The 26731-nt window shown below is 48.5% G+C and carries 26 protein-coding genes, 1 tRNA gene and 2 pseudogenes; 9 read left to right on the forward strand and 20 right to left on the reverse strand.

Going from position 1 to position 26731, the window contains the following annotated elements:
- Window positions 1-148: 148 nt before the first annotated feature.
- Together IB222_RS14320 and mdtG are read left to right on the forward strand one after the other, a co-directional pair.
- Window positions 149-1069, forward strand: a complete 921-nt coding sequence (locus IB222_RS14320) for a Kdo(2)-lipid IV(A) acyltransferase (RefSeq protein WP_003036136.1) — start codon at window positions 149-151, stop codon at window positions 1067-1069.
- Window positions 1070-1224: 155 nt separating this feature from the next.
- Window positions 1225-2445 (forward strand): multidrug efflux MFS transporter MdtG, encoded by a 1221-nt coding sequence (gene mdtG / locus IB222_RS14325; RefSeq protein ID WP_032942948.1) that lies wholly within the window; start codon window positions 1225-1227, stop codon window positions 2443-2445.
- A gap of 64 nt (window positions 2446-2509) precedes the next feature.
- Here the strand turns inward: mdtG and IB222_RS14330 are convergent, their stop codons facing one another.
- Entirely contained in the window at window positions 2510-3841 is a 1332-nt protein-coding gene (locus tag IB222_RS14330) for a sensor domain-containing diguanylate cyclase (protein ID WP_126318515.1), read from the reverse strand.
- Between the two features lie 682 nt (window positions 3842-4523).
- On the opposite strand from IB222_RS14330, the gene IB222_RS14335 reads away from it, so the two are divergent.
- The gene (locus IB222_RS14335; RefSeq protein ID WP_126319843.1) at window positions 4524-4901 is read left to right on the forward strand and encodes a MysB family protein; all 378 of its coding nucleotides are present in this window, start codon (window positions 4524-4526) and stop codon (window positions 4899-4901) included.
- On the opposite strand, the gene IB222_RS14340 is transcribed toward IB222_RS14335, so the two are convergent.
- The 3 genes from IB222_RS14340 to mdoG all read right to left on the reverse strand — a co-directional run bounded on the left by IB222_RS14340 (window position 4902) and on the right by mdoG (window position 9262).
- Window positions 4902-5129 (reverse strand): YceK/YidQ family lipoprotein, encoded by a 228-nt coding sequence (locus IB222_RS14340; RefSeq protein ID WP_003832117.1) that lies wholly within the window; start codon window positions 5127-5129, stop codon window positions 4902-4904.
- Between the two features lie 76 nt (window positions 5130-5205).
- Window positions 5206-7734 (reverse strand): glucans biosynthesis glucosyltransferase MdoH, encoded by a 2529-nt coding sequence (gene mdoH, locus IB222_RS14345; RefSeq protein ID WP_149281717.1) that lies wholly within the window; start codon window positions 7732-7734, stop codon window positions 5206-5208.
- Window positions 7727-9262, reverse strand: coding sequence for a glucans biosynthesis protein MdoG (mdoG, locus tag IB222_RS14350; RefSeq protein ID WP_103014639.1), 1536 nt, complete (start codon window positions 9260-9262; stop codon window positions 7727-7729). Before mdoG ends, mdoH begins: the two co-directional genes overlap by 8 nt.
- 271 nt (window positions 9263-9533) lie before the next feature.
- On the opposite strand from mdoG, the gene mdoC reads away from it, so the two are divergent.
- Window positions 9534-10694, forward strand: a complete 1161-nt coding sequence (mdoC, locus tag IB222_RS14355) for a glucans biosynthesis protein MdoC (protein WP_063941873.1) — start codon at window positions 9534-9536, stop codon at window positions 10692-10694.
- A gap of 19 nt (window positions 10695-10713) precedes the next feature.
- Here the strand turns inward: mdoC and IB222_RS14360 are convergent.
- The 8 genes and pseudogenes from IB222_RS14360 to csgB all read right to left on the reverse strand — a co-directional run.
- Window positions 10714-11943: pseudogene (locus IB222_RS14360) on the reverse strand (phospholipase D family protein); the annotation flags it as partial.
- A 262-nt stretch (window positions 11944-12205) separates the two neighbouring features.
- Entirely contained in the window at window positions 12206-13210 is a 1005-nt protein-coding gene (locus IB222_RS14365) for an IS110-like element IS4321 family transposase (protein WP_000427623.1), read from the reverse strand.
- A gap of 54 nt (window positions 13211-13264) precedes the next feature.
- Window positions 13265-13531 (reverse strand): annotated as a pseudogene (locus IB222_RS14370) (phospholipase D family protein); the annotation flags it as partial.
- Entirely contained in the window at window positions 13464-14006 is a 543-nt protein-coding gene (ymdB, locus tag IB222_RS14375) for an O-acetyl-ADP-ribose deacetylase (RefSeq protein WP_003832103.1), read from the reverse strand. The pseudogene IB222_RS14370 and the gene ymdB, both read right to left, overlap by 68 nt.
- Window positions 14007-14106: 100 nt before the next feature.
- A complete protein-coding gene (locus tag IB222_RS14380; protein WP_126318520.1) occupies window positions 14107-14427 on the reverse strand; it encodes a type 1 fimbrial protein in 321 nt (106 codons plus the stop codon).
- Between the two features lie 150 nt (window positions 14428-14577).
- Complete coding sequence (gene csgC, locus IB222_RS14385; protein ID WP_020996502.1) at window positions 14578-14910, reverse strand: curli assembly chaperone CsgC; 333 nt, start codon at window positions 14908-14910, stop codon at window positions 14578-14580.
- 60 nt (window positions 14911-14970) lie between these two features.
- Window positions 14971-15420, reverse strand: coding sequence for a curli major subunit CsgA (gene csgA / locus IB222_RS14390; RefSeq protein ID WP_008784338.1), 450 nt, complete (start codon window positions 15418-15420; stop codon window positions 14971-14973).
- 40 nt (window positions 15421-15460) lie between these two features.
- Window positions 15461-15916 carry a curli minor subunit CsgB gene (gene csgB / locus IB222_RS14395; RefSeq protein WP_003832095.1) on the reverse strand — a complete coding sequence of 152 codons (456 nt, stop codon included), beginning with the start codon at window positions 15914-15916 and terminating at the stop codon, window positions 15461-15463.
- Window positions 15917-16676: 760 nt separating this feature from the next.
- On the opposite strand from csgB, the gene csgD reads away from it, so the two are divergent.
- Genes csgD through csgG form a run of 4 tightly spaced genes read left to right on the forward strand, consistent with a single transcriptional unit; the run spans window position 16677 to window position 19028 of the window.
- Window positions 16677-17327 (forward strand): biofilm master transcriptional regulator CsgD, encoded by a 651-nt coding sequence (csgD, locus tag IB222_RS14400; RefSeq protein WP_003832092.1) that lies wholly within the window; start codon window positions 16677-16679, stop codon window positions 17325-17327.
- A gap of 4 nt (window positions 17328-17331) precedes the next feature.
- Window positions 17332-17730 carry a curli production assembly/transport protein CsgE gene (csgE, locus tag IB222_RS14405; RefSeq protein WP_003832091.1) on the forward strand — a complete coding sequence of 133 codons (399 nt, stop codon included), beginning with the start codon at window positions 17332-17334 and terminating at the stop codon, window positions 17728-17730.
- A gap of 25 nt (window positions 17731-17755) precedes the next feature.
- A complete protein-coding gene (gene csgF, locus IB222_RS14410) occupies window positions 17756-18169 on the forward strand; it encodes a curli production assembly/transport protein CsgF (protein ID WP_003832089.1) in 414 nt (137 codons plus the stop codon).
- 25 nt (window positions 18170-18194) lie between these two features.
- Window positions 18195-19028, forward strand: coding sequence for a curli production assembly/transport protein CsgG (csgG, locus tag IB222_RS14415; protein ID WP_003036082.1), 834 nt, complete (start codon window positions 18195-18197; stop codon window positions 19026-19028).
- A gap of 46 nt (window positions 19029-19074) precedes the next feature.
- Here csgG and IB222_RS14420 read toward each other — a convergent pair whose 3' ends face one another.
- The 4 genes from IB222_RS14420 to ghrA form a co-directional block, all read right to left on the reverse strand.
- Complete coding sequence (locus IB222_RS14420) at window positions 19075-19557, reverse strand: DUF1097 domain-containing protein (protein ID WP_032934412.1); 483 nt, start codon at window positions 19555-19557, stop codon at window positions 19075-19077.
- Between the two features lie 101 nt (window positions 19558-19658).
- Window positions 19659-20213 (reverse strand): molecular chaperone, encoded by a 555-nt coding sequence (locus IB222_RS14425; protein ID WP_079937992.1) that lies wholly within the window; start codon window positions 20211-20213, stop codon window positions 19659-19661.
- Between the two features lie 23 nt (window positions 20214-20236).
- Window positions 20237-20974, reverse strand: a complete 738-nt coding sequence (locus tag IB222_RS14430) for a phosphatase (protein WP_079937993.1) — start codon at window positions 20972-20974, stop codon at window positions 20237-20239.
- Between the two features lie 208 nt (window positions 20975-21182).
- On the reverse strand, window positions 21183-22121 hold the full coding sequence (ghrA, locus tag IB222_RS14435; protein ID WP_149281719.1) for a glyoxylate/hydroxypyruvate reductase GhrA: 939 nt from the start codon (window positions 22119-22121) through the stop codon (window positions 21183-21185).
- 236 nt (window positions 22122-22357) lie between these two features.
- Between ghrA and IB222_RS14440 the strand changes: the two genes are divergently transcribed.
- A tRNA-Ser gene (locus tag IB222_RS14440) sits at window positions 22358-22445 on the forward strand.
- A 511-nt stretch (window positions 22446-22956) separates the two neighbouring features.
- On the opposite strand, the gene phoH is transcribed toward IB222_RS14440, so the two are convergent.
- From phoH to efeO, 4 genes are all read right to left on the reverse strand, one after another.
- Window positions 22957-23745 (reverse strand): phosphate starvation-inducible protein PhoH, encoded by a 789-nt coding sequence (gene phoH, locus IB222_RS14445; RefSeq protein WP_003832078.1) that lies wholly within the window; start codon window positions 23743-23745, stop codon window positions 22957-22959.
- On the reverse strand, window positions 23724-24020 hold the full coding sequence (locus IB222_RS14450; protein ID WP_186336557.1) for a hypothetical protein: 297 nt from the start codon (window positions 24018-24020) through the stop codon (window positions 23724-23726). Before IB222_RS14450 ends, phoH begins: the two co-directional genes overlap by 22 nt.
- Window positions 24021-24267: 247 nt before the next feature.
- Window positions 24268-25551: an iron uptake transporter deferrochelatase/peroxidase subunit gene (gene efeB / locus IB222_RS14455; RefSeq protein WP_149384708.1), complete on the reverse strand. Its 1284-nt coding sequence runs from the start codon at window positions 25549-25551 to the stop codon at window positions 24268-24270.
- 5 nt (window positions 25552-25556) lie between these two features.
- On the reverse strand, window positions 25557-26684 hold the full coding sequence (gene efeO / locus IB222_RS14460) for an iron uptake system protein EfeO (RefSeq protein ID WP_003832073.1): 1128 nt from the start codon (window positions 26682-26684) through the stop codon (window positions 25557-25559).
- Between the last annotated feature and the right edge of the window lie 47 nt (window positions 26685-26731).

Raw genomic sequence — 26731 nt, forward strand, 5'->3', positions numbered from 1 at the left:
TCCACACATTTTACGCTACATTTCATACTTCACGATAAAATCGCAACAACAATTGCGGAATTAATCACCGTTCTCCCGTCACAAATTTTTGATACGCGCGAAAAAATGCGACAATACAGGGAATTGGTCGTTTGAAGACAGGATAGACATGACGAATTTACCCAAGTTTTCGGCTGCGTTACTGCATCCACGTTATTGGTTAACCTGGCTGGGTATTGGCATCCTTTGGTTAATCGTGCAGTTACCCTACCCCATCCTCTTTAAGTTGGGCTGTGCGTTAGGTCGACTGGCGCTACGTTTGATGAAACGTCGGGCAAAAATTGTTTCCCGAAATCTGGAACTGTGCTTCCCGCAGATGAGTGAGCAGGAACGCCAGCAGATGGTCGTCAAGAACTTCGAATCCGTAGGCATGGGCGTAATGGAAACCGGGATGGCCTGGTTTTGGTCCGATAAGCGTATTTCGCGCTGGACGGAAGTGATCGGAATGGAACATATCCGTGACGTTCAGGCGCAAAAACGCGGGATTCTGTTAGTGGGTCTGCACTTTCTGACTCTGGAACTGGGTGCGCGCCAGTTTGGCTTGCAGGAGCCGGGTATTGGTGTGTATCGCCCTAACGACAATCCGCTGCTGGACTGGCTACAAACCTGGGGCCGCATGCGCTCGAATAAATCAATGCTCGATCGTAAAGACCTGAAAGGGATGATTAAAGCCTTGAAAAAGGGCGAAGTGGTCTGGTACGCGCCGGATCATGATTACGGCCCTCGCGCCAGCGTGTTTGTACCACTTTTTGCCGTTGAACAAGCCGCAACAACCTCAGGAACCTGGATGCTTTCGCGTATGTCCAATGCCTGCCTGGTACCGTTTGTTCCCCGCCGCAAACCTGACGGTAAAGGGTATCAATTGATTATGTTGCCTCCAGAATGCTCACCACCGTTGGACGACGCAGAAACCACTGCCGCGTGGATGAACAAAATTGTTGAGCAATGCATAATGATGGCACCAGAGCAGTATATGTGGCTGCATCGTCGCTTCAAGACGCGTCCTGAAGGCTCCCCTTCTCTGTACTGACGCAGTGTTGCAGTCCAGTGGGCTGCAACACCCTCCCACCCCGTTTTAGGTTTAACTGCTATCCGCATTGCAGCAACTATCAACCAGGCGCATAATTAGCCTGCTTACTTATATTCAATCGATAGCGCAAACAGCGCATCACACTGCGGATCGCTATGTCACCCTCAGATGCCCCCATAAACTGGAAACGCAACCTCACCGTTGCCTGGTTAGGTTGTTTTTTAACCGGAGCAGCATTTAGCCTGGTCATGCCCTTTTTGCCTCTTTACGTCGAGAGTCTCGGCGTCACGGGTCATAGCGCCCTGAATATGTGGTCAGGCCTGGTCTTCAGCATCACCTTTCTCTTTTCAGCCATTGCCTCTCCTTTCTGGGGTGGCCTTGCCGATCGCAAAGGACGAAAAATCATGCTACTGCGTTCCGCGTTGGGCATGGCAATTGTGATGCTGCTGATGGGACTGGCGCAAAATATCTGGCAGTTCTTAATCCTGCGCGCCTTGTTAGGGCTGCTTGGTGGATTCATCCCCAATGCGAATGCACTGATCGCCACCCAGGTTCCACGCAATAAAAGCGGCTGGGCACTGGGAACGCTTTCAACCGGTGGCGTTAGTGGCGCACTGCTCGGGCCGCTAGCTGGCGGGCTGCTCGCGGATCAGTACGGATTACGCCCTGTATTTTTCATCACCGCCAGCGTGCTGCTGGTCTGCTTCATCCTGACGCTATTTTTTATCCGCGAGCGTTTCCAGCCGGTGAGCAAGAAGGAAATGCTGCACATTCGTGAAGTCGTGGCCTCTTTAAAGAACCCCAAACTGGTGCTGAGCCTGTTTATCACCACTTTGATCATTCAGGTCGCCACCGGTTCTATCGCGCCAATACTGACCCTGTACGTTCGAGAGTTGGCTGGCAACGTCAGCAATATTGCATTTATCAGTGGGATGATAGCCTCTGTCCCCGGCGTTGCGGCATTAATCAGCGCCCCGAAACTTGGCAAATTAGGCGATCGAATTGGCCCGGAGAAGATCCTGATCGTCGCGCTGATCGTTTCTGTGTTACTGCTTATTCCAATGTCATTTGTCCATACGCCCTGGCAGCTTGGTGTTCTGCGCTTTTTATTGGGTGCGGCCGACGGCGCTCTGCTCCCGGCGGTACAAACGCTGCTGGTTTACAACTCGACCAATCAAATAGCTGGACGTATTTTCAGTTATAACCAATCATTTCGCGATATCGGTAACGTAACAGGACCTCTAATGGGGGCAGCGATATCCGCAAACTACGGTTTTCGAGCCGTTTTCTGTGTGACCGCGGGCGTCGTACTATTTAACGCCCTGTACTCGTGGAATAGCCTGCGCCGTCGTCGGAGTACAGAGGTCGTGGGATGATTTGTGTATTTGTATTCGCCGGTTCGGAATAATAAATTTATCTTACACGGCGTATATTTCAACCTTAATGATAATAGTAACACACCTTATTTCTGCCAGAATTTTTGGCTTCATACAAAGCGGCATCGGCGTATGAAACAACTTTATCCGCTGATTCATCATCAATTTTGCTGCAATATACACCGATACTTATCGTCATTTTTTCTTTTAACTCATATGAATTTGGTATTGTCGTACCGTTCTCTACATTTCGCCTAATTCGCTCTGCAACAACAATTGCCTCATCTTTATCGTTACACTTAAGAAGGATCGCAAATTCTTCGCCGCCTACTCTGGCAAAAATATCCGTATCTCTGATTGATTTATTGATAATATCGACAATGCTGATTATTACTCTGTCACCTTCCTGATGACCGTAGGTATCGTTAATCCGTTTGAATTTATCAATATCCAGAACCATTACACACACTGCGCCTTTTGCTAATGATGATTTTAATGACTTATAGAATAGTTTACGATTATATATTTTAGTCATTGCGTCTTTAATAGCTGAATCCGTTTCTTTTTTTAAGATGATGAAGGTGTTGTACATCAGTATTGAGATTATACACAGGGCACTTATCACCTCAATCCCCCGGCTAACATACCAAATATACATGCTATATTCATCCAGGCTCAGAAGTAGTACATTGGTCAATATTGCTGAGCAACACAGTAGCCCTATACTTTTCCACAAGATGTTATGCGTTCTGGTTTTAATGATTAAATACAACAGGACCAGTCCCCAGGATACAATTAGCGAATAAATGTACCCAATATGCCAGTGCACAGTGACATTATCAGGCTTTACGCTTGTGATCTCGAGTGTAAAATTAGGGTTATAACTGGCCAGAGCGTGCGCCACCACCGCGATAACAAGCATGATTAAAAAAGACAGAACGATATAGCAAGGTTCTCTTTCTTTGGTTTCAATAACTGTCGAGGATACTTTATAAGATTTTAATGAAACAAATAGTAGAGCTATGAAACTAATCTGCCGAAAGTAATAGAATATGGCTATATCGTTAGTTCTTTTTTCGATTGAGGCATAATCATTAATCAAGTCCTGAACGATGTAGATAGTCTCGATGAAAAATATGTTATTCCCAAGAAACGCCATACCTAATATCATAAGGCAGGTGAGATCTTTTCTACAAAGATACTGGAATAACATAAACAGGAAGATTATCCCATATAAAAAGAACAACCCTACAATTATAATCAGATATACTGTTTGCGGGACACTTTGTATCGTTAATTTAAATTGTGTAAGACACACTCCACCAAGAACATAGCTAGCCAAACAGATTATATAGAAAGCCATTAACCTTCTATTATTTGAATTGCCGTTATCCATAACAACCTTCAGGGCTTTCTTAATTTTGCATTTTATATAATAAAGCATAAGATTTTGCAAACTATTATATCTGCACAGATTCAATGACACTAATTCATTTCTTATTTAATGGTTTCTTATAGATTTATAACCTTTGTCATTAATAATATTTTATTATGTATACTATTTAAGTATCATTCACACCCCCCATACACAAAAGATACTTTGTCACTACCAGAGACACCACTAAGTTTAGCCACTTTCATTGATTGCCCCTGCGACACTTCCGTATTGGGCATTAATTTTCTTCTTTATTTTTATTAAGTTATGAAATATTGCGTCATAAGCGATCGGATCCCCCCGCTAAAACACATAAAAAAGAACGTTTAACCCTGAAGATTTCCTTATATAACGTCATTTTTTAATTTTTCGATTTTCATTACTACATTGCAAACCACATACATTACTCTTTTTTCTTGAATTTTTTTCCTGATATTACGTCGGCTTCAGTATCTGCCAATGTAAATTTTTTCATAAACAACCGGAGTTACTTTCACTTGGTCTCGTAGGCATTGCAGGCAGTAATCATCTGATTGAGAGAGCCATGCAGCTAACGGGTTTGACGCTCTGCGGATCGCCGTCTATAGATTGAATCATCCCCTTTATTGTTCGCTTTAGGAGAAGAAATATGGCAAAGAATGACATGAATTTTTATGCCACGTTGGAAGAGGCTATTGATGCAGCTCGTGAAGTGTTTCTGGCTGATAACCCTGACCTTGAGTCAGACGACGTCAGCGTTCAACAGCTAAGCGTCCAAAAATACGTGCTACAGGATGGCGACGTTATGTGGCAGGCGGAATTCTTTGCTGACGAGGATGATGTAGATGGTGAATGTCTTCCAATCCTGAGCGGAGAAGCGGCCCAGAGCGTTTTTGATGGCGACTATGATGAAATTGAAATCCGCCAGGAGTGGCAGGAAGAAAATACGCTTCACGAATGGGATGAAGGTGAATTCCAGCTGGAACCTCCCCTTGATACTGAAGAGGGGCAGACCGCAGCCGATGAATGGGATGAGCGATAATTACTCGTAAGGTCCATGATGTATGTCGAGCGGCAGCAGCAACGTATCAAACACCAGCGAAAATGGCAGATCGAGGATAGTGACGTAGCGCCATGCGGAGTCCCTAACATCCCATTGCACGCCAGGATAGTATTGGTTTCCGTGTCCTTGCCCTGGGATGGTACGACTAATAATGCTGCCGCATCCGCTCAGGAAGAAGATCATTATTCCTACAGCCAAAATTCGCACCGGCTACCTCACGACTCATTCTATTCAATATAAAAAAATACCGGCACCAGGCCGGTATTTTCATGTTACAGAACGCTTATTTTTTCCTGAGCGCCAGCGGGTTCAGTGTCAGTCCCTGATAGTAGTTCACCCACGAAGAATACTTATCAGGTGAATTCCAGACACGGTAATGTAAACGCGCCATGGTCACCGGATCGCTCAACAACACCAGGCGGCGATCGCGATTCAGTTTCTCCGGCGTTTCGTTCAGTGCCTGTTCCACATGACGATCGCGTGCAATCTCCAGCACGTTGCTGGCGCGGTGGCGTGCAGTCGCCATGGCCGTGGCCAGTGCGTTAAACGACGGATTAAACACCGCATGCATAAAGCCATCGTCCAGCGTGCGTTTACGGTTCATCACCAGATAGGTATCGGTATCCACCAGCACCTGCGGCGGAGAATACTCTTCCGGGATCAGGAACAGCTTCCAGCGCTTGGTACGTAACCCCACCGTGGAACGGCTGGAAATCACAGAAACAAACGGCGACAGGATCAGCGAGAAGACTATCGGTGCCAGCCAGAACAGGAAACGCAGATCGAGCCAGGCCATACCCACAGCCCACACCAGCCCCAACAGTAACTGGGAACCGTGACGCATAAACGCTTCACCCCACGGGGTCGAATCGTCATCACGCTGCGGCGAATTCCAGACAACTTCCCAACCGAGGAAGGCACTCACGACGAAGACGGTGTGGAACAGCATACGCACCGGCGCCAGCAGCACGGAGAACAGAACTTCCAACAGTAGCGACAGCGTGACGCGGATAAACCCGCCGTACTCTTTCGTCCCTTTACACCAGATGAGCAAAATACTCAGCAGCTTCGGCAGGAACAGCAGCACCATCGTTGAAGCAAACAGCGCGATCGCCAGTTCAGGACGCCACTGCGGCCAAACCGGGAACAGCTGACGCGGTTGCAGGAAGTACTGCGGCTCCGTCAACGCATGCACCACCTGCAATGCGGTAGAGAGCGCGAGGAACATAAACCAAAGCGGCGCAGACAGATAGGACATTACACCGGTCAGGAATACCGCACGGTGAACCGGGTGCATCCCTTTCACAAGGAACAAACGGAAGTTCATCAGGTTGCCGTGGCACCAGCGGCGGTCACGCTTGAGTTCATCCAGCAGGTTCGGCGGCAGTTCTTCATAAGAGCCCGGCAGATCGTAAGCAATCCACACACCCCAGCCAGCACGACGCATCAATGCCGCTTCCACGAAGTCATGGGAGAGGATTGATCCCGCAAACGAGCCTTCGCCCGGTAACGGCGCGAGCGCACAGTGCTCGATAAACGGCTTCACACGGATAATGGCGTTGTGACCCCAGTAGTGTGACTCCCCTAACTGCCAGAAGTGAAGCCCGGCGGTAAACAGCGGTCCATAAACACGGGTCGCAAACTGCTGGCAGCGCGCATACAGCGTATCCATACCGGAAGCCTTCGGTGAAGACTGGATAATCCCGGCATTCGGATTCGCTTCCATCAGACGCACCAGGCCGCTCAGACAGTCACCGCTCATCACTGAGTCAGCGTCCAGCACCACCATGTAGCTGTACTGATTTCCCCAGCGACGACAGAAGTCATCAATGTTGCCGCTTTTACGCTTCACGCGACGACGACGACGGCGGTAGAAAATCTGCCCTTCGCCCTGCACCTCAGCAATCAGCTCCATCCACGCTTTTTGTTCTGCTACGCAGATATCAGGGTTGTAGCTGTCACTCAGGATATAAACATCGAAATGTTCGGCGTTGCCCGTTGCTTTGACCGATTCCCACGTAGCGCGCAGTCCCGCAAATACGCGGTCAACGTCTTCGTTACAGATAGGCATAATCAGCGCGGTACGGTGTTCAGGATTCAGCGGTTCATCCCCAACCGTTGAGGCCGAGATACTGTACTTATCTCGCCCAATCAGCAGTTGCAGGAAGCCCATCAGCGCGGTCCAGAATCCCGCAGACACCCAACAGAAAAGCACAGCAAACAAAATAAGAATGCCGGTCTGGAGCATGTAGGGCAGCAATTGCATAAAGGAGACCCATAAATCCTGCCCCATCATGTCTATCGGATTAATGAATGCCCAACCCTGATACGGGAGGATCGTCTTCATATACCAGGTTGCTACGACCGTTTGCGCCAGCGTTAGAATCAACAGCGTATAGCGGCGGATGGTGCCTACGGTACGCCATTTTTGCTCGCTTTCTTGTTCTTCTTTCGTCAAACGCGAAAGATAACGAGGCGTCACATCGCGCCCACGCAAGCGATCCCAAAAACGGCCAACCGGGTTGGTACGCCAGGGATCGGGGAACATAGAGGTACGCGTTGCTTTTGGCATCGCCTGCAGCTGATCGCGGCCCTCATCGTCCTTAACCAACTGCTCTTTAGCCAAAGAATCCGGCCATGCTTGCTCAAGGCGAGCTTTCACAGACCCCTGCGGTGAATCATCTTCGCGCGAGTAAGTACGATGCTCGGCATCCAGCGCCTGATGAACGGCGCGGATGTCAGTTTTCGGCAGTGCCGCTTTCTCGATATCCGAAAGCGGCAATGCGTCAATATACTCAGTTGTCTTATTCATTGGCAGGTAACTGGTAGCTCCAGGTTTCACTCAGCGTCTGATCGGCATTGACCAAGGCAGCACGCATTTCAGTGGTTTTCTTCACGTCTTTCACTTTCACGCGCAGCATCAAACGCCAACCTTTAGATACCGGGTTATAGCGCACAGTGCTTTCAACGATTTCGCCGTTGTCGCCAATACTGGTTTGTGCGGTAACCGGGGTATCCTGCGGCAGCTTTTTCATATCTGTGCCGGTAAAGTCCACCACAAACGCGATGGTACCGTCAGGCTGACGAATCAGGTTGGACTGTTTTACATCACCGGTAGAACGACGAGTCTGCTGTACCCAGGCGCTTTCCGGCGCATGAAGCTTGTCTTCATCACGCGTGAACGTCAGAGTGTACTTGAAGTTCATCTCTTTGCCCGCTTCAGGCAGTTGATCCGGCGTCCAGTACGCAACGATGTTATCGTTCGTTTCATCGTTAGTTGGGATTTCAACTAACTCAATCTTACCTTTACCCCAGTCACCTTTTGGCGTGATCCAGGCGCTTGGGCGCAGATCGTAACGATCGTCGATATCTTCAAAACGCGAGAACTGACGGCCACGCTGCAACAGTCCGAATCCTTGCGGGTTTTCCATAGCGAAGCTGCTCACCGCGAGATGTTTCGGGTTATTCAGCGGACGCCAAATCCACTCCCCGTTGCCGGCATGGATAGACAAACCGTTAGAATCATGCAGTTCCGGACGATAGTTTGTCGCCGGAGACGGCTGGTTCGGTCCAAACAGGAACATACTGGTTAACGGTGCCACGCCCAGTTTGCCCACTTTGTCGCGTAGGTAAACTTTGGACTGAACATCAACGACAGTGTCACGGCCTGGAATAATGACAAAACGATACGCTCCGGTTGCACGCGGAGAATCCAACAAAGCATAAATGGTTAAACGTTTATCAGTCGGTTTCGGACGCTCGATCCAAAACTCACGGAAGCGGGGAAATTCTTCACCAGAAGGCAGAGCGGTATCAATCGCGAGGCCACGCGCTGACAGGCCGTAGACCTGACCTGCGCCCAGAACGCGAAAATAGCTGGCACCGAGCATGCTGACGATTTCATCGTTTTTATCTTTGCTGTTGATCGGATACAGCACTTTGAACCCGGCGAAGCCGAGATCTTTTACCGTGTCTTTATCATGCTGAACATCGCCAAAATTAAAATAATCCGGGCTGTATTTGATTCTTTTCACCGCCGTGGCGGTAACTTCGTTGATTTTGACCGGTGTGTCGAAGTACATACCCTGGTGGTAGAACTCGAGCTTAAATGGGGTCTTGAGATTGCTCCAGTACGCTTTATCGCGATTGAACTGGATCTGTTGATAATCCGCATATTTCATGTCGCGGAAAACGGAGGGCAAGTTACTTTTTGGCGCCTCATAGCCTTTCCCGGCTAAGGATTGAGCTTGTTTTGCAACATCATCAATACTGAACGCCCAGCTCGATGATGTGTACAGCGTTAACATGACTGCTGCACCCAACCAACGCATTTTCATCATTTGTAGTTTATGTTTCATAATTAGTAAGCACTTCCCCCTTTGTGTGCTTATATTGATCCGATCCATTTTAATGGATAATCGGGTACTCCGACAACTGAATCCCTGTATTGTTCGCGCGCTGGCTCATGGTTTAAGCAGGTTCATCTGCCTGTTTTCACTTTGCGTGCTTATCCTGGAGACAGGTTGTTGGACTTCGTGTAGGGTTGCCCTCGAATGTAACCATTATTCGTCTTAGGGATAAGACGAAAAGTCTGAGAATACGTAACTGTCTATGAGCTCTGTATCACCACCACGTGAATATTTTCTTGACTCCATCCGTGCCTGGCTAATGTTGTTAGGGATCCCATTCCATATTTCATTGATCTACTCCACCCACACCTGGCACGTGAACAGCGCAGAACCTTCGTGGTGGTTAACCCTTTTTAACGACTTTATCCATGCATTTCGCATGCAGGTCTTCTTTGTCATTTCAGGTTATTTTTCCTACATGCTTTTTTTGCGCTATCCGTTAAAGCGCTGGTGGAAGGTGCGTGTAGAACGCGTGGGGATCCCTATGCTGACCGCGATTCCGCTGCTTACGCTGCCGCAATTTATCATGCTGCAATACGTGAAAGGGAAAGCAGACAGCTGGCATACCCTCAGCGGCTACGACAAATACAATGCGCTGGCCTGGGAGCTGATTTCCCATCTGTGGTTTTTACTGGTTCTGGTGGTGTTAACGACCCTGAGTATGTGGGTGTTTACCCAAATGAAAAACAGACTATCGCGTGGAGACGGTACCCCTGCATCGGGGGTGTCGATGACCAAATTAACGTTGATTTTTATATTGTTGGGTGTCGGCTATGCCGTCGTCAGAAGAACGATTTTCATCCTCTACCCTTCGATTCTCAGCGACGGCATGTTTAATTTTATCGTTATGCAAACGCTGTTCTATGTGCCTTTCTTTATGCTCGGCGCGCTGGCGTTTATCAATCCTAATCTGAAAGCACTGTTTACCACGCCATCGCGCGGCTGCACGCTAGGCGCCGCATTCGCATTTGTCGCATACCTGCTCAATCAACGTTACGGCAACGGCGATGCCTGGATGTATGAAACCGAATATGTCATTACCATGGTCATGGGGCTATGGATGGTAAACGTCGTCTTTTCGCTTGGCCACCGTTTACTGAATTTCCAGTCGGCTCGCGTGACCTATTTTGTCAACGCGTCGCTGTTCATCTATTTGGTGCACCACCCGTTAACGCTGTTTTTTGGCGCGTATATCACACCGCACATCAAGTCGAATCTGCTGGGTTTTCTCTGCGGCCTTCTTTTTGTGGTTGGAATTGCGGTCATACTGTACGAAATCCATTTACGGATCCCGGTGCTGAAGTTTCTCTTTTCGGGTAAACCGCCGATTAAGCAGGATAAAAACAAGGCGGTTGCCGGTTAGTTTTCTTGCATTGAATGGTTCAGAGCAGCCATTCAATGGGCAACACGGATGCAAGCCTCACCAGAACCCGCTTCCAGAATCCTGTAGCGGGTTCTTTTTTCAGTACCTGTTCGCTGCCAGAAAGCCGATCAACCCAGTTAATTCTGCCCCAACGGTCAAGACGTAGTTGCCAGGCCATATCACGCTGACTTTGCATAAAACGTTTATGAATCAACTCAGCCAGTACTTCACTCTCAATCACAAACCCCATTTCCGTATTGAGTAGCGTTGAACGGGGATCAAAATTAAGCGAGCCGATAAACACTTTACGACCGTCAATACTGAAGGTTTTCGCATGCAGGCTGGAGCCTGAATTACCGGTTAATCCCCGGTCGTGTACTGCTGAAACGCGATCGCGGGTCGGTTTGAGCTCGTATAACTCCACGCCGTAGCGCAGGAGTTTTTTTCGCCAACGCGCATAGCCCGCGTGAACGACTGCAACATCATTCGCCGCCAGAGAATTAGTTAAAATTGCGATCTTAACGCCTTTTCTCACCAGTCTCAGGAGCTGCGCCACACCGGCGCGAGTGGGTACAAAGTAGGCGGAAATAATATCAATACGCTCGGTGGGAGATCCCATCACGTCAAACAAACGCTGCGGTAATAGTGAGTGGCGCGGCGCTTTCCCCTCTCCTTTTGCAGGATCATCACTCAGTAAGCGCGTTTTCGCCCAAATTAGCGGCAGCGACCTCTGATCGAGATGGGTCACAAACTGGCTGGTTTCCAGCTTATGTAGATAGCGACGCGTGATGTCATCATTATACCAGGATTCAGGAAGTTCGATTTTTTGCGTAGAAGCAGGTTCTGCCACCTCAAGTACGTTTTGCAATGTTGAAACCGAGCGGCAGTGCCAGTAACGCTCAAAGTCGTCTGCAACATCCTGGACAACCGGCCCAATAGCCATAACGTCCAGATCGGAAAACAGTGGTTGTTCGCCTGCGCCAAAATAGGCATCGCCTATATTTCGCCCCCCCACAAGAGTTACGACGCCGTCAGCGGTATAACTTTTGTTGTGCATACGCCGATTCAACCGGGCAAAATCGGTTAAATAGCCCAGGGCACGCAGGATGCGAAAGGAAAAGGGATTAAACAGGCGAACTTCAATATTAGGGTGATTGTCCAGCAAACGCAGCGTGTCATCCAGACCTGGCGTGTTGTTATCATCCAGCAACAAACGCACCCGGACGCCCCGCTTCGCTGCGGTCAGCAAAACGGAATCTATGGTCACTCCCGTTTTTGCAACACCGATTTTGACGACAAGTTGGCTTGCTTGAATCTATCCGGCGTCTGAATGGGATTTTATTCCCGCGCCTTGATGAGTTCCGCGCCTGATGAACCTCCAGAAAATATACGGCTTCAATGAGCCTTTCCGTTTTACAGGTTCCTCAACAGGCCGGTGGGCCGTTAGTATCATCAATATCAGTATTCGCAAAACCAGATCAGTAATTCTTTAAACCGGTGTATTTCTGCCGTTATGCTACATAAGTTTGCTGTCGTGCCGTTAGGGCCCAGGCTATTCTGGCCAGCTTGTTTGCCAGAGCACAAGTGACGACAAAGTTGCTTTTCCGGCACAGTAAATCCCTGACCCAATCGGCCAATTTGCCAGACTGGTGTTCCAGTTTTTGTATGAATACCCTGGCACATTGAACCAACAAAGTTCGGATCTTTTTATTACCTCGCTTACTAATTCCCAGCAATGTCGTCCTACCTCCCGTGCTGTACTGCCGAGGTACAAGCCCTGTTGCCGCCGCAAAGTCACGGCTGCTGGCGTACTGCTTCCCGTCGCCAATCTCAGTTGAAATAGTACTCGCTGTCAGTGTTCCGACGCAGGGAATGCTCAGCAAGCGCTGTCCAACCTCATCTTCGTCCAACTTTCGTTTCAACTGGGATTCCAAATCTTTAATCTGCTCAACAAGATAGTGATAATGCTGTTGTAATTTCAGCAATAACTGGCTGAGGTAAAGAGGCAAACTATTATCCTCAAGAATGGTACTCAGTCGGCTAATAACGGCAGCTCCTCGGGGAACGCTAATGCCAAATTCCAGCAGAAAAGCATGCATTTGATTGGTTGTTTTTACCTTATCCTGAACCAGGGATTCACGGACACGATGCAGAGCCCGCATTGCCTGCTGAGATTCCGTTCTGGGCTGCACAAAACGCATAGACGGACGCGATGCAGCTTCACAAATAGCTTCGGCGTCGACAAAGTCGTTTTTATTGCTTTTAACGAACGGGCGGACAAATTGTGGTGATATCAGCTTTGGGGAATGCCCCAACTCTTCCAACTTGCGTGCCATAAAGTGAGAACCGCCACAGGCTTCCATTGCGATGGTTGTAGCGGGGCATGTCGCCAAAAATTCGATCAACTTTGGCCGGGTAAATTTTTTACGGTAAACAGCCTTCCCGCGACGATCCTGGCAATGAATATGGAAAGAGTTTTTACCCAGATCGATACCAATGAGCGCAATGTTTTCCATGATAGTTCTCCGAATGAAAGCCTGTCCTCAGCATAGTACCGGGAAGGAGGGAGTGACCATCTCATTAAATAACAATAGCCCGGACATGTCGCTTTCCCAGATGTAATACTGAACATCCAGGGTTCGTTCCGCCATTTCCGTCAACCGATAGCGAGCAGCAAACGCATCCAGGCTGTCATCCAACGTCAGAATGCCGCATTCTCCCGGGTGGTTTACGCATAGCGGCGTGATGGCACGCTCAAGTCGTGTCATATCAGTCCGTGCGTTCATCGCCTTGTTGGGTAAGTAATCTCTTGTATAGTCGAGCGTTTTCTTCATCAAAGCACACGAAGTATATTTGATCGGGAAGCGTACGCCGGGTGATAAATTTCAACACCGTTTTCACCGCGATCTCTGCTGCTGCAGCGCGTGGGTAACCATAAGCACCGGTGCTTATCGCTGGAAAAGCAATGGATTGATAACCATTGGCTAAGGCCAGTTGCAATGTATTTAGATAGGCCTCTTCAAGTCGTTCAGCCTCGTGGTGATCACCGCCTTGCCAGACGGGCCCTACGGTGTGAATAACTGCTTTTGCCGGAAGCGCGCCAGCCAGCGTGATAACGGCATGCCCGGTAGGGCATTCTCCCTGCTGTTGTATAACCTGTTTGCAGGCCTCCAACAACGCAGGCCCGGCAGCACGATGAATCGCGCCATCGACTCCACCTCCTCCCAGTAACGAGGAGTTGGCCGCATTGACGATCACATCTACCGCGATCGTCGTAATGTCGCCCTGTAACACATGAACACGCGATTGCATAAGTTCCCCCTGACAAAACACTCTCCGTTAAGTGTACAGCAGGGTTTTCCTTGAAATCTCATTTTTTAGCCATAAGCGTGCATACCTACGCCAGAATGATTCATTTATATTCAATATTCAGAATAGCCATGCTTTTCTGTTCATTGAGGTAATGCATTTTCACCGTGGCAATTTGTTGCACACTCTGAGGCGCTGTCGTGACCTGTTGCAGGTCGTAGAGACTATTACTCATCGTGCCATCACGCATACATGACAATTCAATCTGTTGTTGTCGAGTGTTAACGTCGCAAGGTGCTTCAACTATTGCACCATGAAAATGAATAACCCCGCCGGGTAAGATTTGCGTCGCCATTGCGGGGAGGGTTAAAAGAGAAAAAGCCCACAAACCGGTATTTAAAATACGCTTTAAGAATGTACACATAAGGGTTCCTCAATGATTAATCATCCTTGAGGGATCACAATGATCCTTCACCGCTGCGAGTTACGATCAAATAAAACGTTTGTTCGTTTCTATATTCATAGAACAGCACCGCACTCCCAGCCACACCCTTAATGCAAATCCGGCAAAAAATTATGGGTGACTGTTTGAGTCAGGCCATTGTTGCGACAGATGCAGAGACTGCCCGTCAGAAACGGTAACGATAATTTTAACCGAATCCTCCGGTGAAATATTAAAGCTCATTTTTGTTAATTCAATTGGCCGATTAGCAGGGACCGAAAGGCTTGTTTTCTGCTGTGACTGACTTTGTCCGCCCTTTCCTTTACGTACGGCAAGAACTTGCACTTCACATACGCACGGTTGAGCTAATGTCACCTGAGGAATAATGGTGTACATGTCACCTTGCTGAGTTGTATTGAATGTTATTTGATTTGCCAACGCGGCAATGAGTAATAGCGTGTGCATAATATTCTCCCGAAAAAAAACAGGGCTTTCGCCCTGTTTATTATCAGTCAGAAAACTGAATTAGTGCTGGTTAGCTGTAGCATTGTTGCCATAACCAACCTGCTGAATCAGCACATTGGAGTCAGACGCTGTCTGATTAACCACAGCACCGTTACGACCACCGAACTGAGTTACGCTGATATCAGCATTTTTTGCATTCCACTGATTGATATCAGCACTGTTCTGGAAGCCGGTCTGTTTCAGGCTAATGGTACTGTCATCAGCACCTTGGCCGACGGTCGCACCGTTACCATGTCCGTGTTGTGTGATAGTCACGTCTGATTTACGTGCATCACTTTGCAGCGCATTCGCAACGTTACTAGAGCCAAATTGGTAAATACTCATTGAAGAGTCTGGGCCATAGTTGCTACCGCCACCATGATGATTACCGCCCCATTGCGGAACAACACCTGCCAGAGCACTGCCAGAAACTACGATTGCTGCGAATGCTGCCACTTTTAAAAGTTTCATGGTAAACCCCCATCGGATTGATTTAAACGTCGTTTATGGATTAGCGTTGAGTAACGCGAATTGCCATTTGCGACTGTCTCTGCACCACAACTGCTGTTTTTTGTGTACCGTACTGGGTAATATTGGCTTTATTACCAGAGCCTTTCTGGATAATCATCGCCGTATTACCGTAAGAGCTTTGTTTAATACTCGCATCATTAGAGCTACCCGTTTGATCAATATATGCAAAGTTATTTGATCCCGTCTGTTCTGTTTTCGCCCGGTTACCTGAACCTTCTTGCGAAATGACCGACAATAACTTAGTGCCCTCCTGGCGAGTATTTGCACTATTAGCAGTACCAACCTGACCAATAATGGCTGCCTGATTAAATGAAGACTTACTTAATTCATTTACCGCAAAGTTATATTCTGAATTAGCTAAATCATAACTGGTTGCGGATGCAATCCCAGGCACACCCAGTATTGTAAACATCATAAATAACAACTTGTTTTTCATGTTGTCACCCTGGACCTGGTCGTACTTGAAGTTAAATTAATTACCACTCAAATTGTTGTTAACATGACTTACATTTGTTAACGCCACGTTACGATGAAGAGTATGTCCGTGGAAACATTTTAAATAACTCACCCGCGAGTGGTATTTTTATATCCGGATTCACACCAAAGTACTAATTAACAGTGAATAACATCGCTTCAGGTCTGGATTTTATTTTTATTTTGCTATCAGTAATGAATTTCTATGCAGTCACTGAGAAAGTGCATTTTGCACGATATCAGGGCCTCTCAGTACAACGTCGAGATAGACATCGGTACAAGTCGTGACAAAGGTCATTTTTTTCCATCTAAAATTGACCAACGTAAATTGAGACAAGGATTTTAGAATTCATTAGAAATTTAAAACTCAACAATTATTAATTAAATGACTTAAAATCAATGCGTTACTATAATTTGTATGATTTTTTAAATCTATGCAGCAAAGGTAAAATGTACAACTTTCCTATCAAATCTAAACTCTAATAAAACCATAAAATCACATTTTAATATATAATTTTACAAGTTGTTACATGTTTAAAACTTGCTTTAAGATTTGTAATAGCTAGATTGAAATCAGTTGAAGTCCATTTGTTTTAATATTTTCACCCCTTTGGGTCGATATTTTATATCTACACAGCAGTGCAACATCTGTCAGTACTTCTGGTGCCTCTATTTTAGTAGAGACAGCTGTCAGGTGTGCGACTAAAAAGTGGAGTTTCATCATGTTTAATGAAGTCCATAGTATTCATGGTCATACATTATTGTTGATCACAAAACCTTCTTTGCAGGCAACTGCATTATTACAGCATTTAAAACAATCACTGGCACTCACCGGAAAACTACATAATATTCAACGTTCTCTGGATGATATATCCTCCAGCTGCATTGTTTTACTGGATATGATGGAGGCAGATAAAAAACTGATCCATTACTGGCAAGATAATTTGAGTAGAAAAAACAACAATATAAAGACGTTATTGTTGAATACTCCTGATGATTACCCTTATCGGGATATCGAAAACTGGCCGCATATCAATGGTGTTTTTTACGCAACTGAAGACGAGCAGCGTGTTGTAAGCGGCTTGCAGGGTATCTTGCGCGGTGAATGTTACTTCACGCAAAAACTTGCCAGTTATCTGATCACGCACTCTGGAAATTATCGTTATAACAGCACGGAGTCGGCACTGCTGACGCACCGTGAAAAAGAGATCCTTAATAAATTGCGTATCGGCGCCTCAAATATTGAAATCGCTCGCTCACTGTTTATCAGTGAAAATACGGTAAAAACACATCTTTATAATCTTTTCAAAAAGATAGCTGTCAAAAATCGTACGCAGGCGGTCTCATGGGCCAATGATAACCTCAGGCGATAAAGCCATGAAACGCTATTTGACCTGGATTGTGGCAGCAAATTTATTCTTTGCTGCCGGGAGTCTGCACGCAGCGACAACCGTAGAGGTGGAGGTTCCCGGACTGTTAACTGACCACACTGTCTCTTCAATCGGTCATGATTTTTATCGGGCCTTTAGTGATAAGTGGGAAAGCGAGTACACAGGAAACTTAACCATTAATGAAAGACCCAGTGCGCGTTGGGGAAGTTGGATCACCATAACGGTCAATCAAGACGTTATCTTCCAGACTTTTTTATTCCCAACGAAAAGAGACTTCGACAAAATAGTTGTCTTCGCATTGGCAGAAACTGAAGAAGCATTAAATCGCCGGCAAATAGATCAAACACTATTAAGCACTAGCGATTTAGCGCGTGATGAATTCTAAAACATGATTTTGTCCGGAGGCTTTCATGCGTGTTAAACATGCAGTGGTTTTGCTCATGCTAATTTCACCATTAAGTTGGGCCGGAAACATGACGTTCCAGTTTCGCAACCCAAACTTTGGTGGCAACCCGAATAATGGTGCTTTTCTGTTGAACAGCGCCCAGGCCCAGAACTCATATAAAGATCCAAGCTATGACGATTACGGTATTGAAACCCCGTCAGCTCTGGATAACTTTACTCAGGCGATTCAGTCACAAATTCTCGGTGGCCTACTCACCAACATTAATACCGGTAAACCAGGAAGAATGGTGACCAATGATTTTATCATTGATATCGCCAACCGGGACGGACAACTGCAATTGAATGTCACCGACAGGAAATCGGGGAAAACTTCGACTATTGAAGTGTCGGGTTTACAAACACAGTCGACCGACTTCTAAGTTATAGCCACGAAAGGAAATAATCATGCAGCGTTTACTTATCATGGTGGCAGTAATTTTACTCAGCGGATGTTTAACAGCCCCGCCTCAAGAAGCCGCTAAGCCGACATTAATGCCCCGAGCCCAAAGCTATAAAGACTTGACGCATCTGCCTATGCCTACAGGTAAGATCTTTGTGTCGGTATACAACATTCAGGATGAGACTGGCCAATTTAAACCTTACCCGGCAAGTAACTTCTCAACCGCCGTCCCGCAAAGCGCCACGGCTATGCTTGTCACCGCATTGAAAGATTCTCGTTGGTTCGTCCCACTGGAACGTCAGGGGTTACAGAACTTGCTTAACGAACGCAAAATCATTCGTGCAGCTCAGGAAAACGGTACGGTTGCGATTAATAACCGGATCCCGCTACAGTCCCTGACCGCGGCAAACGTCATGGTGGAAGGGTCAATTATCGGTTATGAAAGCAACGTTAAATCCGGTGGTGTCGGTGCACGTTATTTTGGTATTGGCGCCGATACGCAATACCAGCTCGACCAGATAGCGGTAAACCTGCGCGTAGTTAACGTCAGCACCGGTGAGATCCTGTCGTCAGTGAATACCAGTAAAACCATTCTGTCTTATGAAGTACAGGCTGGGGTGTTCCGCTTTATTGACTACCAGCGTCTGTTGGAAGGTGAAATTGGTTACACCTCTAACGAACCGGTTATGCTTTGTCTGATGTCAGCGATTGAAACGGGCGTTATCTTCCTGATTAATGACGGCATCGATCGCGGATTGTGGGATTTGCAGGATAAGAAACAAGTTGATAATGACATTCTGGTTAAATACCGTCATATGTCGGTACCGCCAGAATCCTGATGGGTCTATACAGCATAAAAAGCGTGAGGAAATCCCTCACGCTTTTTTATTTACTGGTCAGCGTCGACGATATTCTATTTTCACGGCGAGATGCCAGCCACAGACCACTGTTTTTCATCGCATAGCCGAATACCAGACCCAGTGCCAATGACGGAACAACCAGTCGCCAGTCCCCCTGCCCTGCAAATGTTGCACATGCGCCAATGAACGTGCCCGGTACAAATGAAAGCAACCATTGTTTTGCCTGGATACACATCAGAAACGCGACAATTCCTGTCATGACATAACCAATAATGTCCATATGCGGAGCAAGCGCGCTACCGTTAATAATCACCAACGCCCACACCACACCGCTTAGCAGCGTACACGCCGAGATCCACAGTCCTTTTAACCCACCTTGCGGGCAGGCGAAATAAGCCGTACAACCCAGAAAGCCAGCCCAACTGAGTAAACCAAGAGAAACGGCCACCCATCCCCAGATCCCGGAGAGAATGCCCGTTGTGATTGCAATTGAGAGAAGTATGTTCATGCCGCGCATCTTAGCAGAAAAACGGCATGGGAATGAGATCGCGCACACAATTTATGCAAGCTTATAAATTGAGTTGCACTATTAAGTGATACACATCACATTTATTCGTCTGTATCTTCCTGCAATTCGTCCCACATCGCACTAATGGCATCGCGTGTTAGCGGCGCCATGGTACGCCAGAACGGCGTGTTTGCGTGCGCTTCAACTTTACCAAGGAACGTACCGCACCAGGGCAGCAGGTATTCTACAAACAAAGTTTCAAGCGCTTCACTTTCATCTTCCGCAGACTGGTCTTCAAGCCAGGAAGCTGCTAGTAACAGCGTACCAATGTGATCTGCCGGCGTATCTGCCAGCGGCATGCCGCGGGCAGAAAGAAATGCACGAACATCGGATTCTTTCGCCCCTTCTACCCAGGCGCTACGATAAGGTGGCACTGCACACTCGTCACCGACAAACAGCGCGTTGTAATCTGCAGCCAGCTGGGGCATATCGCAGCTCTTCTGCAGACGAGTGAGCAGTTCGTCCTGTTCCAGCGGCCAGTTGGCGGACAGTTTACCTTCACTAATTAAGGTAAACAGGGGAACCAGTAAAGGGTCCTGCGGTTGGCGGTAAAATAGCGAGCCCAGTACACGACACAGGATAGAAAACTCGTTCATTGATATATTCCAGTTAGTAACAATTACAGTTCAGCAAATTCCGCGATCGGCTCCATGCCTCGCGATTCCAGAAACGCCAATAGACGTTTAGGTGTGACGTTTAAAATTCTGTCTTCAGGGAAATTAACATCATCCAGGATTTTACGGCATTCGCCAAATTCTCCCAGCGTGAAAGCGGTATGTGAATCCGACCCTAACGCCACCCAGCCGCCGGCATCACGCACAGCCGCAGCAACCGCACGGCAATTATCCTCACTGCCCTTACGCGAATGCAAAAACGAAGAGTTATTGATTTCCAGTGCAACCTGGTACTTCGCCGCCGCCTGCGCAATTGCAGTAATATCAACGGGATACTTGGGATTTCCCGGATGGCTGATGATGTGCACATTACCGCTGGCCATCGTGGCTATCATTGCCTGGGTGTTGGTGTCTTTATCGTGAGGTGCAAAAACCGGCTCATGGAAGCCCGCAATAATGAGGTCCAGGGAGGTAAACATCGGACCTGAACAGTCAATTTCACCTTCAATATTCTTAATATTGGCTTCTATTCCGCGCAGAATCCCCACGCCATCCACGACACGTGGCCAAATACGCATATTAATAAAGTGCCAGTGGTGAGGCGCGTCCGCCATATCCGGTCCATGATCGGTAATAGCAAACAGCTTGATGCCTTTGCGACGGGCTTCAGCGATGTAATCACTTAAGGTGCTGTAGGCGTGGGTGCTGGCGACGGTATGCATATGCAGGTCAACGGGATACATAACTCTCTCCTGTAGTCATTTTCCGTCAAGGATAGCAGGTATCGCCGCCATTAATACCCTAAATAATGCGAGTTACAGGCAGGCGGCAAGGGAGTGATGTCCGATGAGCTTTGTAGTAGGTGATTGGATGAACAACCGCAGCCAACGCACATGCAGCTTGAAGTATGACGGGTATTTTAGCTGAAACCCGGCACTTGCCGGGTTACCATCAATATCCCCGAACGCGATCGACCTGACCCGTTACGGATTTCCCATTTTCCAGCTCCAAAATCGTCCGGGAAATATAGTCCACTGCCTCTGCTGGTCGCGTTACCGCGGCAATATGCGGCGTCATTGCCACACGCGGATGCTTCCATAGCGGACTGGTTTCCGGCAGCGGTTCACGGCTATAGACATCCAGCATGGCACCTTTCACCTTGCCGCTGTCCAGCGATGCCAGAAGATCGTCTTCATTGAGATGAACACCACGCGCCAGGTTCAGTACGTACGCACCATCCTGCAACTGGCTGAGTAAACCCGCGTTAATAATGCCTACGGTTTCTGCCGTATTAGGCAGGAGGTTGATCAGCACACGAGTTTGACTCAAAAACGCGCCCAGTTCCTCAGTACCGGCGAAGCTTTCCACGCCAGACCAGGATTTACGCGTACGACTCCAGCAGCGCAGTGGGAATCCCCATGCTTGCAGGCTTTCGGCAACTTTTGCGCCCAATACCCCTGCCCCCATGATCCCGACGGTAAACTCCTCGCGAGTATATTCTGACAACGGTTGCCATTTCGCCTGATTTTTCAATGCCTGATAATCATCAAAGCGACGAAACCAGTGCAGCACCTGACTGACCGCATATTCCTGCATTTGCAGGCCCATACCCGTATCTTCCAGCCGGAAAAGCGGGATCGACGCATCCAACATTTCCGGATGAGCATTGAGTTTACTGAGAATAGAATCGACGCCCGCGCCCAGCGCAAATACGGCTTTTAATTTTCGTCCTGCGAGCATTTCAACCGGCGGATGCCAGACCAGCGCATAGTCAGCATGTGCATTATCACCCGCTTTCCACTCACGTACGTTCGCACCAGGTATTGCCTTTGCCAACGCATTAATCCACCAGGTCGTATCGAATGTTGGGTGATAGAAAATTATATCCATATTGTCTCCTGAACATTGTTGTGCGGAACTTTCTCGCACTTATTATCATCATTTTTCGAGGGAACATCAGAGTAGCAAATTTTAGGATGCTGGCAAAAAAAACAATTCCCGCTTATTTATGCTCCATGTTGCTTGAAGTTTGTGTAAATGCACATTTTTTTCAAAAAGTTGATTGACGGCGGGGCGGTGTTTCCCCTACATTAGCGCCCGTTCCGGTAGCACAGGGACAACAATATGGTGAGGTGTCCGAGTGGCTGAAGGAGCACGCCTGGAAAGTGTGTATACGGCAACGTATCGGGGGTTCGAATCCCCCCCTCACCGCCATATTTTAAGAAGAGCTCGTACGAAAGTACGGGCTTTTTTTTCGCATGTTGCACATCTGCGGGGGGATGAGAAGCCCCGACCGGGGTTCGACTACTGGCGCAGCCAGTTGGACAGACCGGGAGCGCAGCGAACGGGCTGCCCCGCAGGGGCGAGCAAAGCGAGTCAATCCCCCCCTCACCGCCATCTTTTAAGAAGAGCTCGTACGAAAGTACGGGCTTTTTTTTCGCATGTTGCACATCTGCGGGGGGATGAGAAGCCCCGATCGGGGTTCGACTACTGGCGCAGCCAGTTGGACAGACCGGGAGCGCAGCGAACGGGCTGCCCCGCAGGGGCGAGCAAAGCGAGTCAATCCCCCCCCCTCACCGCCATATTTTAAGAAGAGCTCGTACGAAAGTACGGGCTTTTTTTTTCGCATGTTGCACATCTGCGGGGGATGAGAAGCCCCGACCGGTCATGTACTGGCGTCAAACAACAAAGCCCGGTTTCCCGGGCCTTGAAGACGGAGTACATATCAGTTGTAAGCGTTGAGCGTCCGCTGACAAAGCGCAGAGCGGACGCAATCGTCTTTATTGAAACGAACAATCCCAACCATCTCATCTTCTTCGAAACGGGCCAGCGCATCGCTAAGCCCTGAGCGAACGTGGGCTGGTAGATCGCACTGGGTCACATCCCCATTCACAATTACCGTCACATTCTCCCCGAGGCGGGTCAAAAACATCTTCATTTGCGCAGCAGTGACGTTCTGAGCCTCGTCAAGAATGACCACTGCATTTTCAAATGTACGTCCACGCATATAGGCGAACGGCGCGATTTCCACCTTACCAATCTCAGGTCGCAGGCAATATTGCATGAAGGAGGCTCCCAGCCGTTTGACAAGCACGTCATACACGGGGCGAAAATAGGGAGCAAACTTCTCGGAAACATCTCCAGGTAAGAAGCCGAGGTCTTCATCAGCTTGCAGAACTGGACGGGTTACAATGATCCTGTCCACATCTTTATGGATCAGGGCCTCTGCTGCTTTTGCCGCGCTGATCCAGGTTTTACCACACCCGGCTTCACCGGTGGCGAAGATCAGCTGTTTACTCTCGATAGCATTCAGGTAGTGCGCCTGAGCTTCATTCCGCGCCGTGATTGGCGAGGCGTCGCGACTGTCACGCGCCATACCAATCGCTTCTACGCCGCCCATCTGCACAAGCGAGGTGACCGATTCATCTTCACGTTGCTTATGGCTACGCGAATCCCGCCTCAGCACACGTTTTGCTTCACGACGAGCTTTGATCACTGCTTTTTGTCTTCCCATGGATAGCACCTTGAGTTGTAGGTATACATCACACGCGCCGTTGGCGGCACGATTATGCGCACGAACATCTGAGGGTTGGCTTCCTTGTAAGCCATTGCTTGCTTTCGGATAAGACGCCACGCACAGCTACGCGCACCGTACAGGGCGTCAGTTGCGAAGATAAGAAGTGAATAAGAGAGAGATTTAGCGGTGACGAGGAGGCTACCGGAAGAGAAACGTCCGCGTAAGGTACTGTTGTTACTGTGAAAAACGTGTCCAATACAGGACTTTTCCATTCGCGATCTCCATAGTGAATGACAATCACCGCCGGGAACTACCGCTATTACTTATAAGTACATCATAACCTTTCGCCAATGCAACAATATTTTTACTTATTGTTAACCTAAATTCTATCTTATCACCAGAGACAGTCTCTTGCAGAGAGATGACAGAATTATTTCAGTCGCATACCGATCATAAAAAATAGTTTGTTCCTTCATCAAGATGTCAGGAAAAACCCCGCTGTACTGCGGGGCATAATCATCAGGCTTCGAGCAGAGACTGTCCCAGATAATTGTCTGCAGTTTTAACACCCGGCAAAGCAAAGAAATATCCCCCACCAATCGGTTTGACATACTCTTCGAGCGCTTCACCGTTCAGACGTTTCTGCACCGTCAAAAATCCTTTTTCCAGATCGTGTTGATAGCAAACAAACAACAGCCCCATATCCAGTTGACCGGAATTAGTCACACCGAGCGAATAACTGTAGCCACGACGCATCATCAGGCTCGAGTCGGTTTCTTTCGTGCGTGGGTTTGCCAGGCGGATATGGCTGTCGAGCGCAATCACTTCGCCTTCAGGATCGCTGACATAGTCAGGCACATCATGCTCATGCCGCATACCCAGCGGCGCGCCGGTGTGTTTATCGCGACCAAAAATCGTTTGCTGCTCTTTCAGCGGCGTACGATCCCAGAACTCAACGCGGAACTGAATGAGCCTGACGGCCTGATAGCTTCCGCCTTGCGCCCAGGCAGGTTCGCCCTGCCCATCCGTCACCCACACCACGTCTTGCATCAACTTCGCATCCGTAGCGTCCGGATTCGCTGTGCCGTCTTTAAAGCCAAGCAAATTGACCGGGGTCTCTTTACCTTTACTGCGCGCAGCGTGGTCAGAAATAAACCCTTCACGTTTCCAGCGCACGCTGAGGAGATCGGGCGTATGTTTAATGATGTCGCGCAGCGCATGGATGACAGTGTCCTGGGTGTTGGCACAAATCTGCAGCAGCACATCGCCATGGCACAGCGCCGCATCCAGCGAATCATTCGGGAAACGGGTCATTTTTTGCAGCTTTTTCGGCATCTGCGATTTCAGGCCATAGCGTTCATCAAACAGCGAGGAGCCGACTGACAACGTCATCGTCAGGTTGTCTGGCGCAATGTATGCGCCGAGGATACCTGAATCCATAGGGGGGAGACGCGGATTCGGCGTATCCGGCGCCGGTCCACCGGTGGTCAGAAACGCAAACCGGCTGGTCAGCAACCGGAATAACCGCTCAAGATCGGCCTTATCGCTGGCGAGAACATCGAATGCCACCAGCATCATTGATGCCTGCTGCGGCGTCAGGATCCCCGCCTGATGCTGACCATAAAACGGCTGCGCTTCACTACGTGCATCCGGAGACAACGTGCCCGGCGCGCTTTGTGATTTTTGCGCGTGGGCAACCGGACACCCACCCGCCAGCGCCAGCGCCCCACCCAGGGCGCCCATCCCTTTCAGTAAACGTCGGCGTGACGGTTCGCTCACGCCGTTTTCATTATCTTGCTGCATAGTGCTTAGTCCAGACCCAGAACACCGCGTAATTGCGACAAATCTTCCGCCAGCGTCGTGATTGGCCCTTTCAGTGCATTACGATCGGCATCAGTCAGTTTGTCATAGGTTTCAAAGCCGTCTTTGGTACGGTACTTGCTCAGAATGGTATCGACCTTTTTGAAGTTCGCATCCACCTTCGCAAGCAGTTCAGCATTGGATTTTTGCAACTGCGGACGCAGGAGATCGACAATTTTCTGCGCACCATCGACGTTGGCCTGGAAATCCCACAGATCGGTATGGCTATAGCGATCTTCTTCCCCGCTGATTTTGCTGGCAGCAACTTCTTCAATCAGTCCTGCTGCCCCGCCAACAACTTTAGACGGTGGGAAAGCCAGCTCGCTAATACGCGTTTGCAGGTCAAGAACATCGCTGTTTAATTGGTCGGCGTACTTATCCATACCTTTGGTGGTATTGTCGCCAAACAGCGCTTTCTCCAGGCGGTGGAAGCCGGTGAATTTAGGATCGGCGGCTTTTTGCTCATAATCATCTTCACGTGCATCGATGCTGCCATCGAGATCGGAGAACAGTTCAGCAATCGGTTCAATACGCTCATAATGCTGACGGGTTGGCGCATACAGCGATTTCGCTTTTTCCAGATCGCCAGCTTTAATCGCATCGGTAAAGGCTTTGGTGCCCGCAACCAACTGCGCGGTTTCGGCTGTCACATAGGCTTTGTATTCGGTAATCGCGCCGCTCAGACTCAGCAGAGCATCGCTTTGCGCGGCATCCGCCGTTGCGCTACCTTTTACGATCAGTTTGCCTTTCGGGTTAGTCAACAGGCCGCAGGTCATATCATATTCGCCCGGCTGGAGGTTAGCGGTCATTTTCTGGCTAAAGCCTGGCGCAATGTTTTCGCGTTCTTCAACCACCATAACGCCTTTGAGGATCTCCCACTCCAGCGCTTTCTGGCTATGGTTCTGGATGATGAACTGCGTTTTCCCTGCATTAACCGTGATAGTCATCGGTTCACATTGTTTGTCGTTAACCGTGACTTTCACCTGCGGAATATCGGCAGCTTGTGCATTAAAAGCGGAGGCAAACAGCGCGGCGATACCTAGCTGCAGCGCACTACGGCGAAAATTAAACGTCATAACCTATCCCTATAAATAAGTATGTTGTAACTAAAAAGTATTCTGCA

It is taken from the genome of Citrobacter sp. C13 (assembly GCF_014596815.2).
GTDB classification, from domain to species: Bacteria; Pseudomonadota; Gammaproteobacteria; order Enterobacterales; family Enterobacteriaceae; genus Citrobacter; species Citrobacter portucalensis.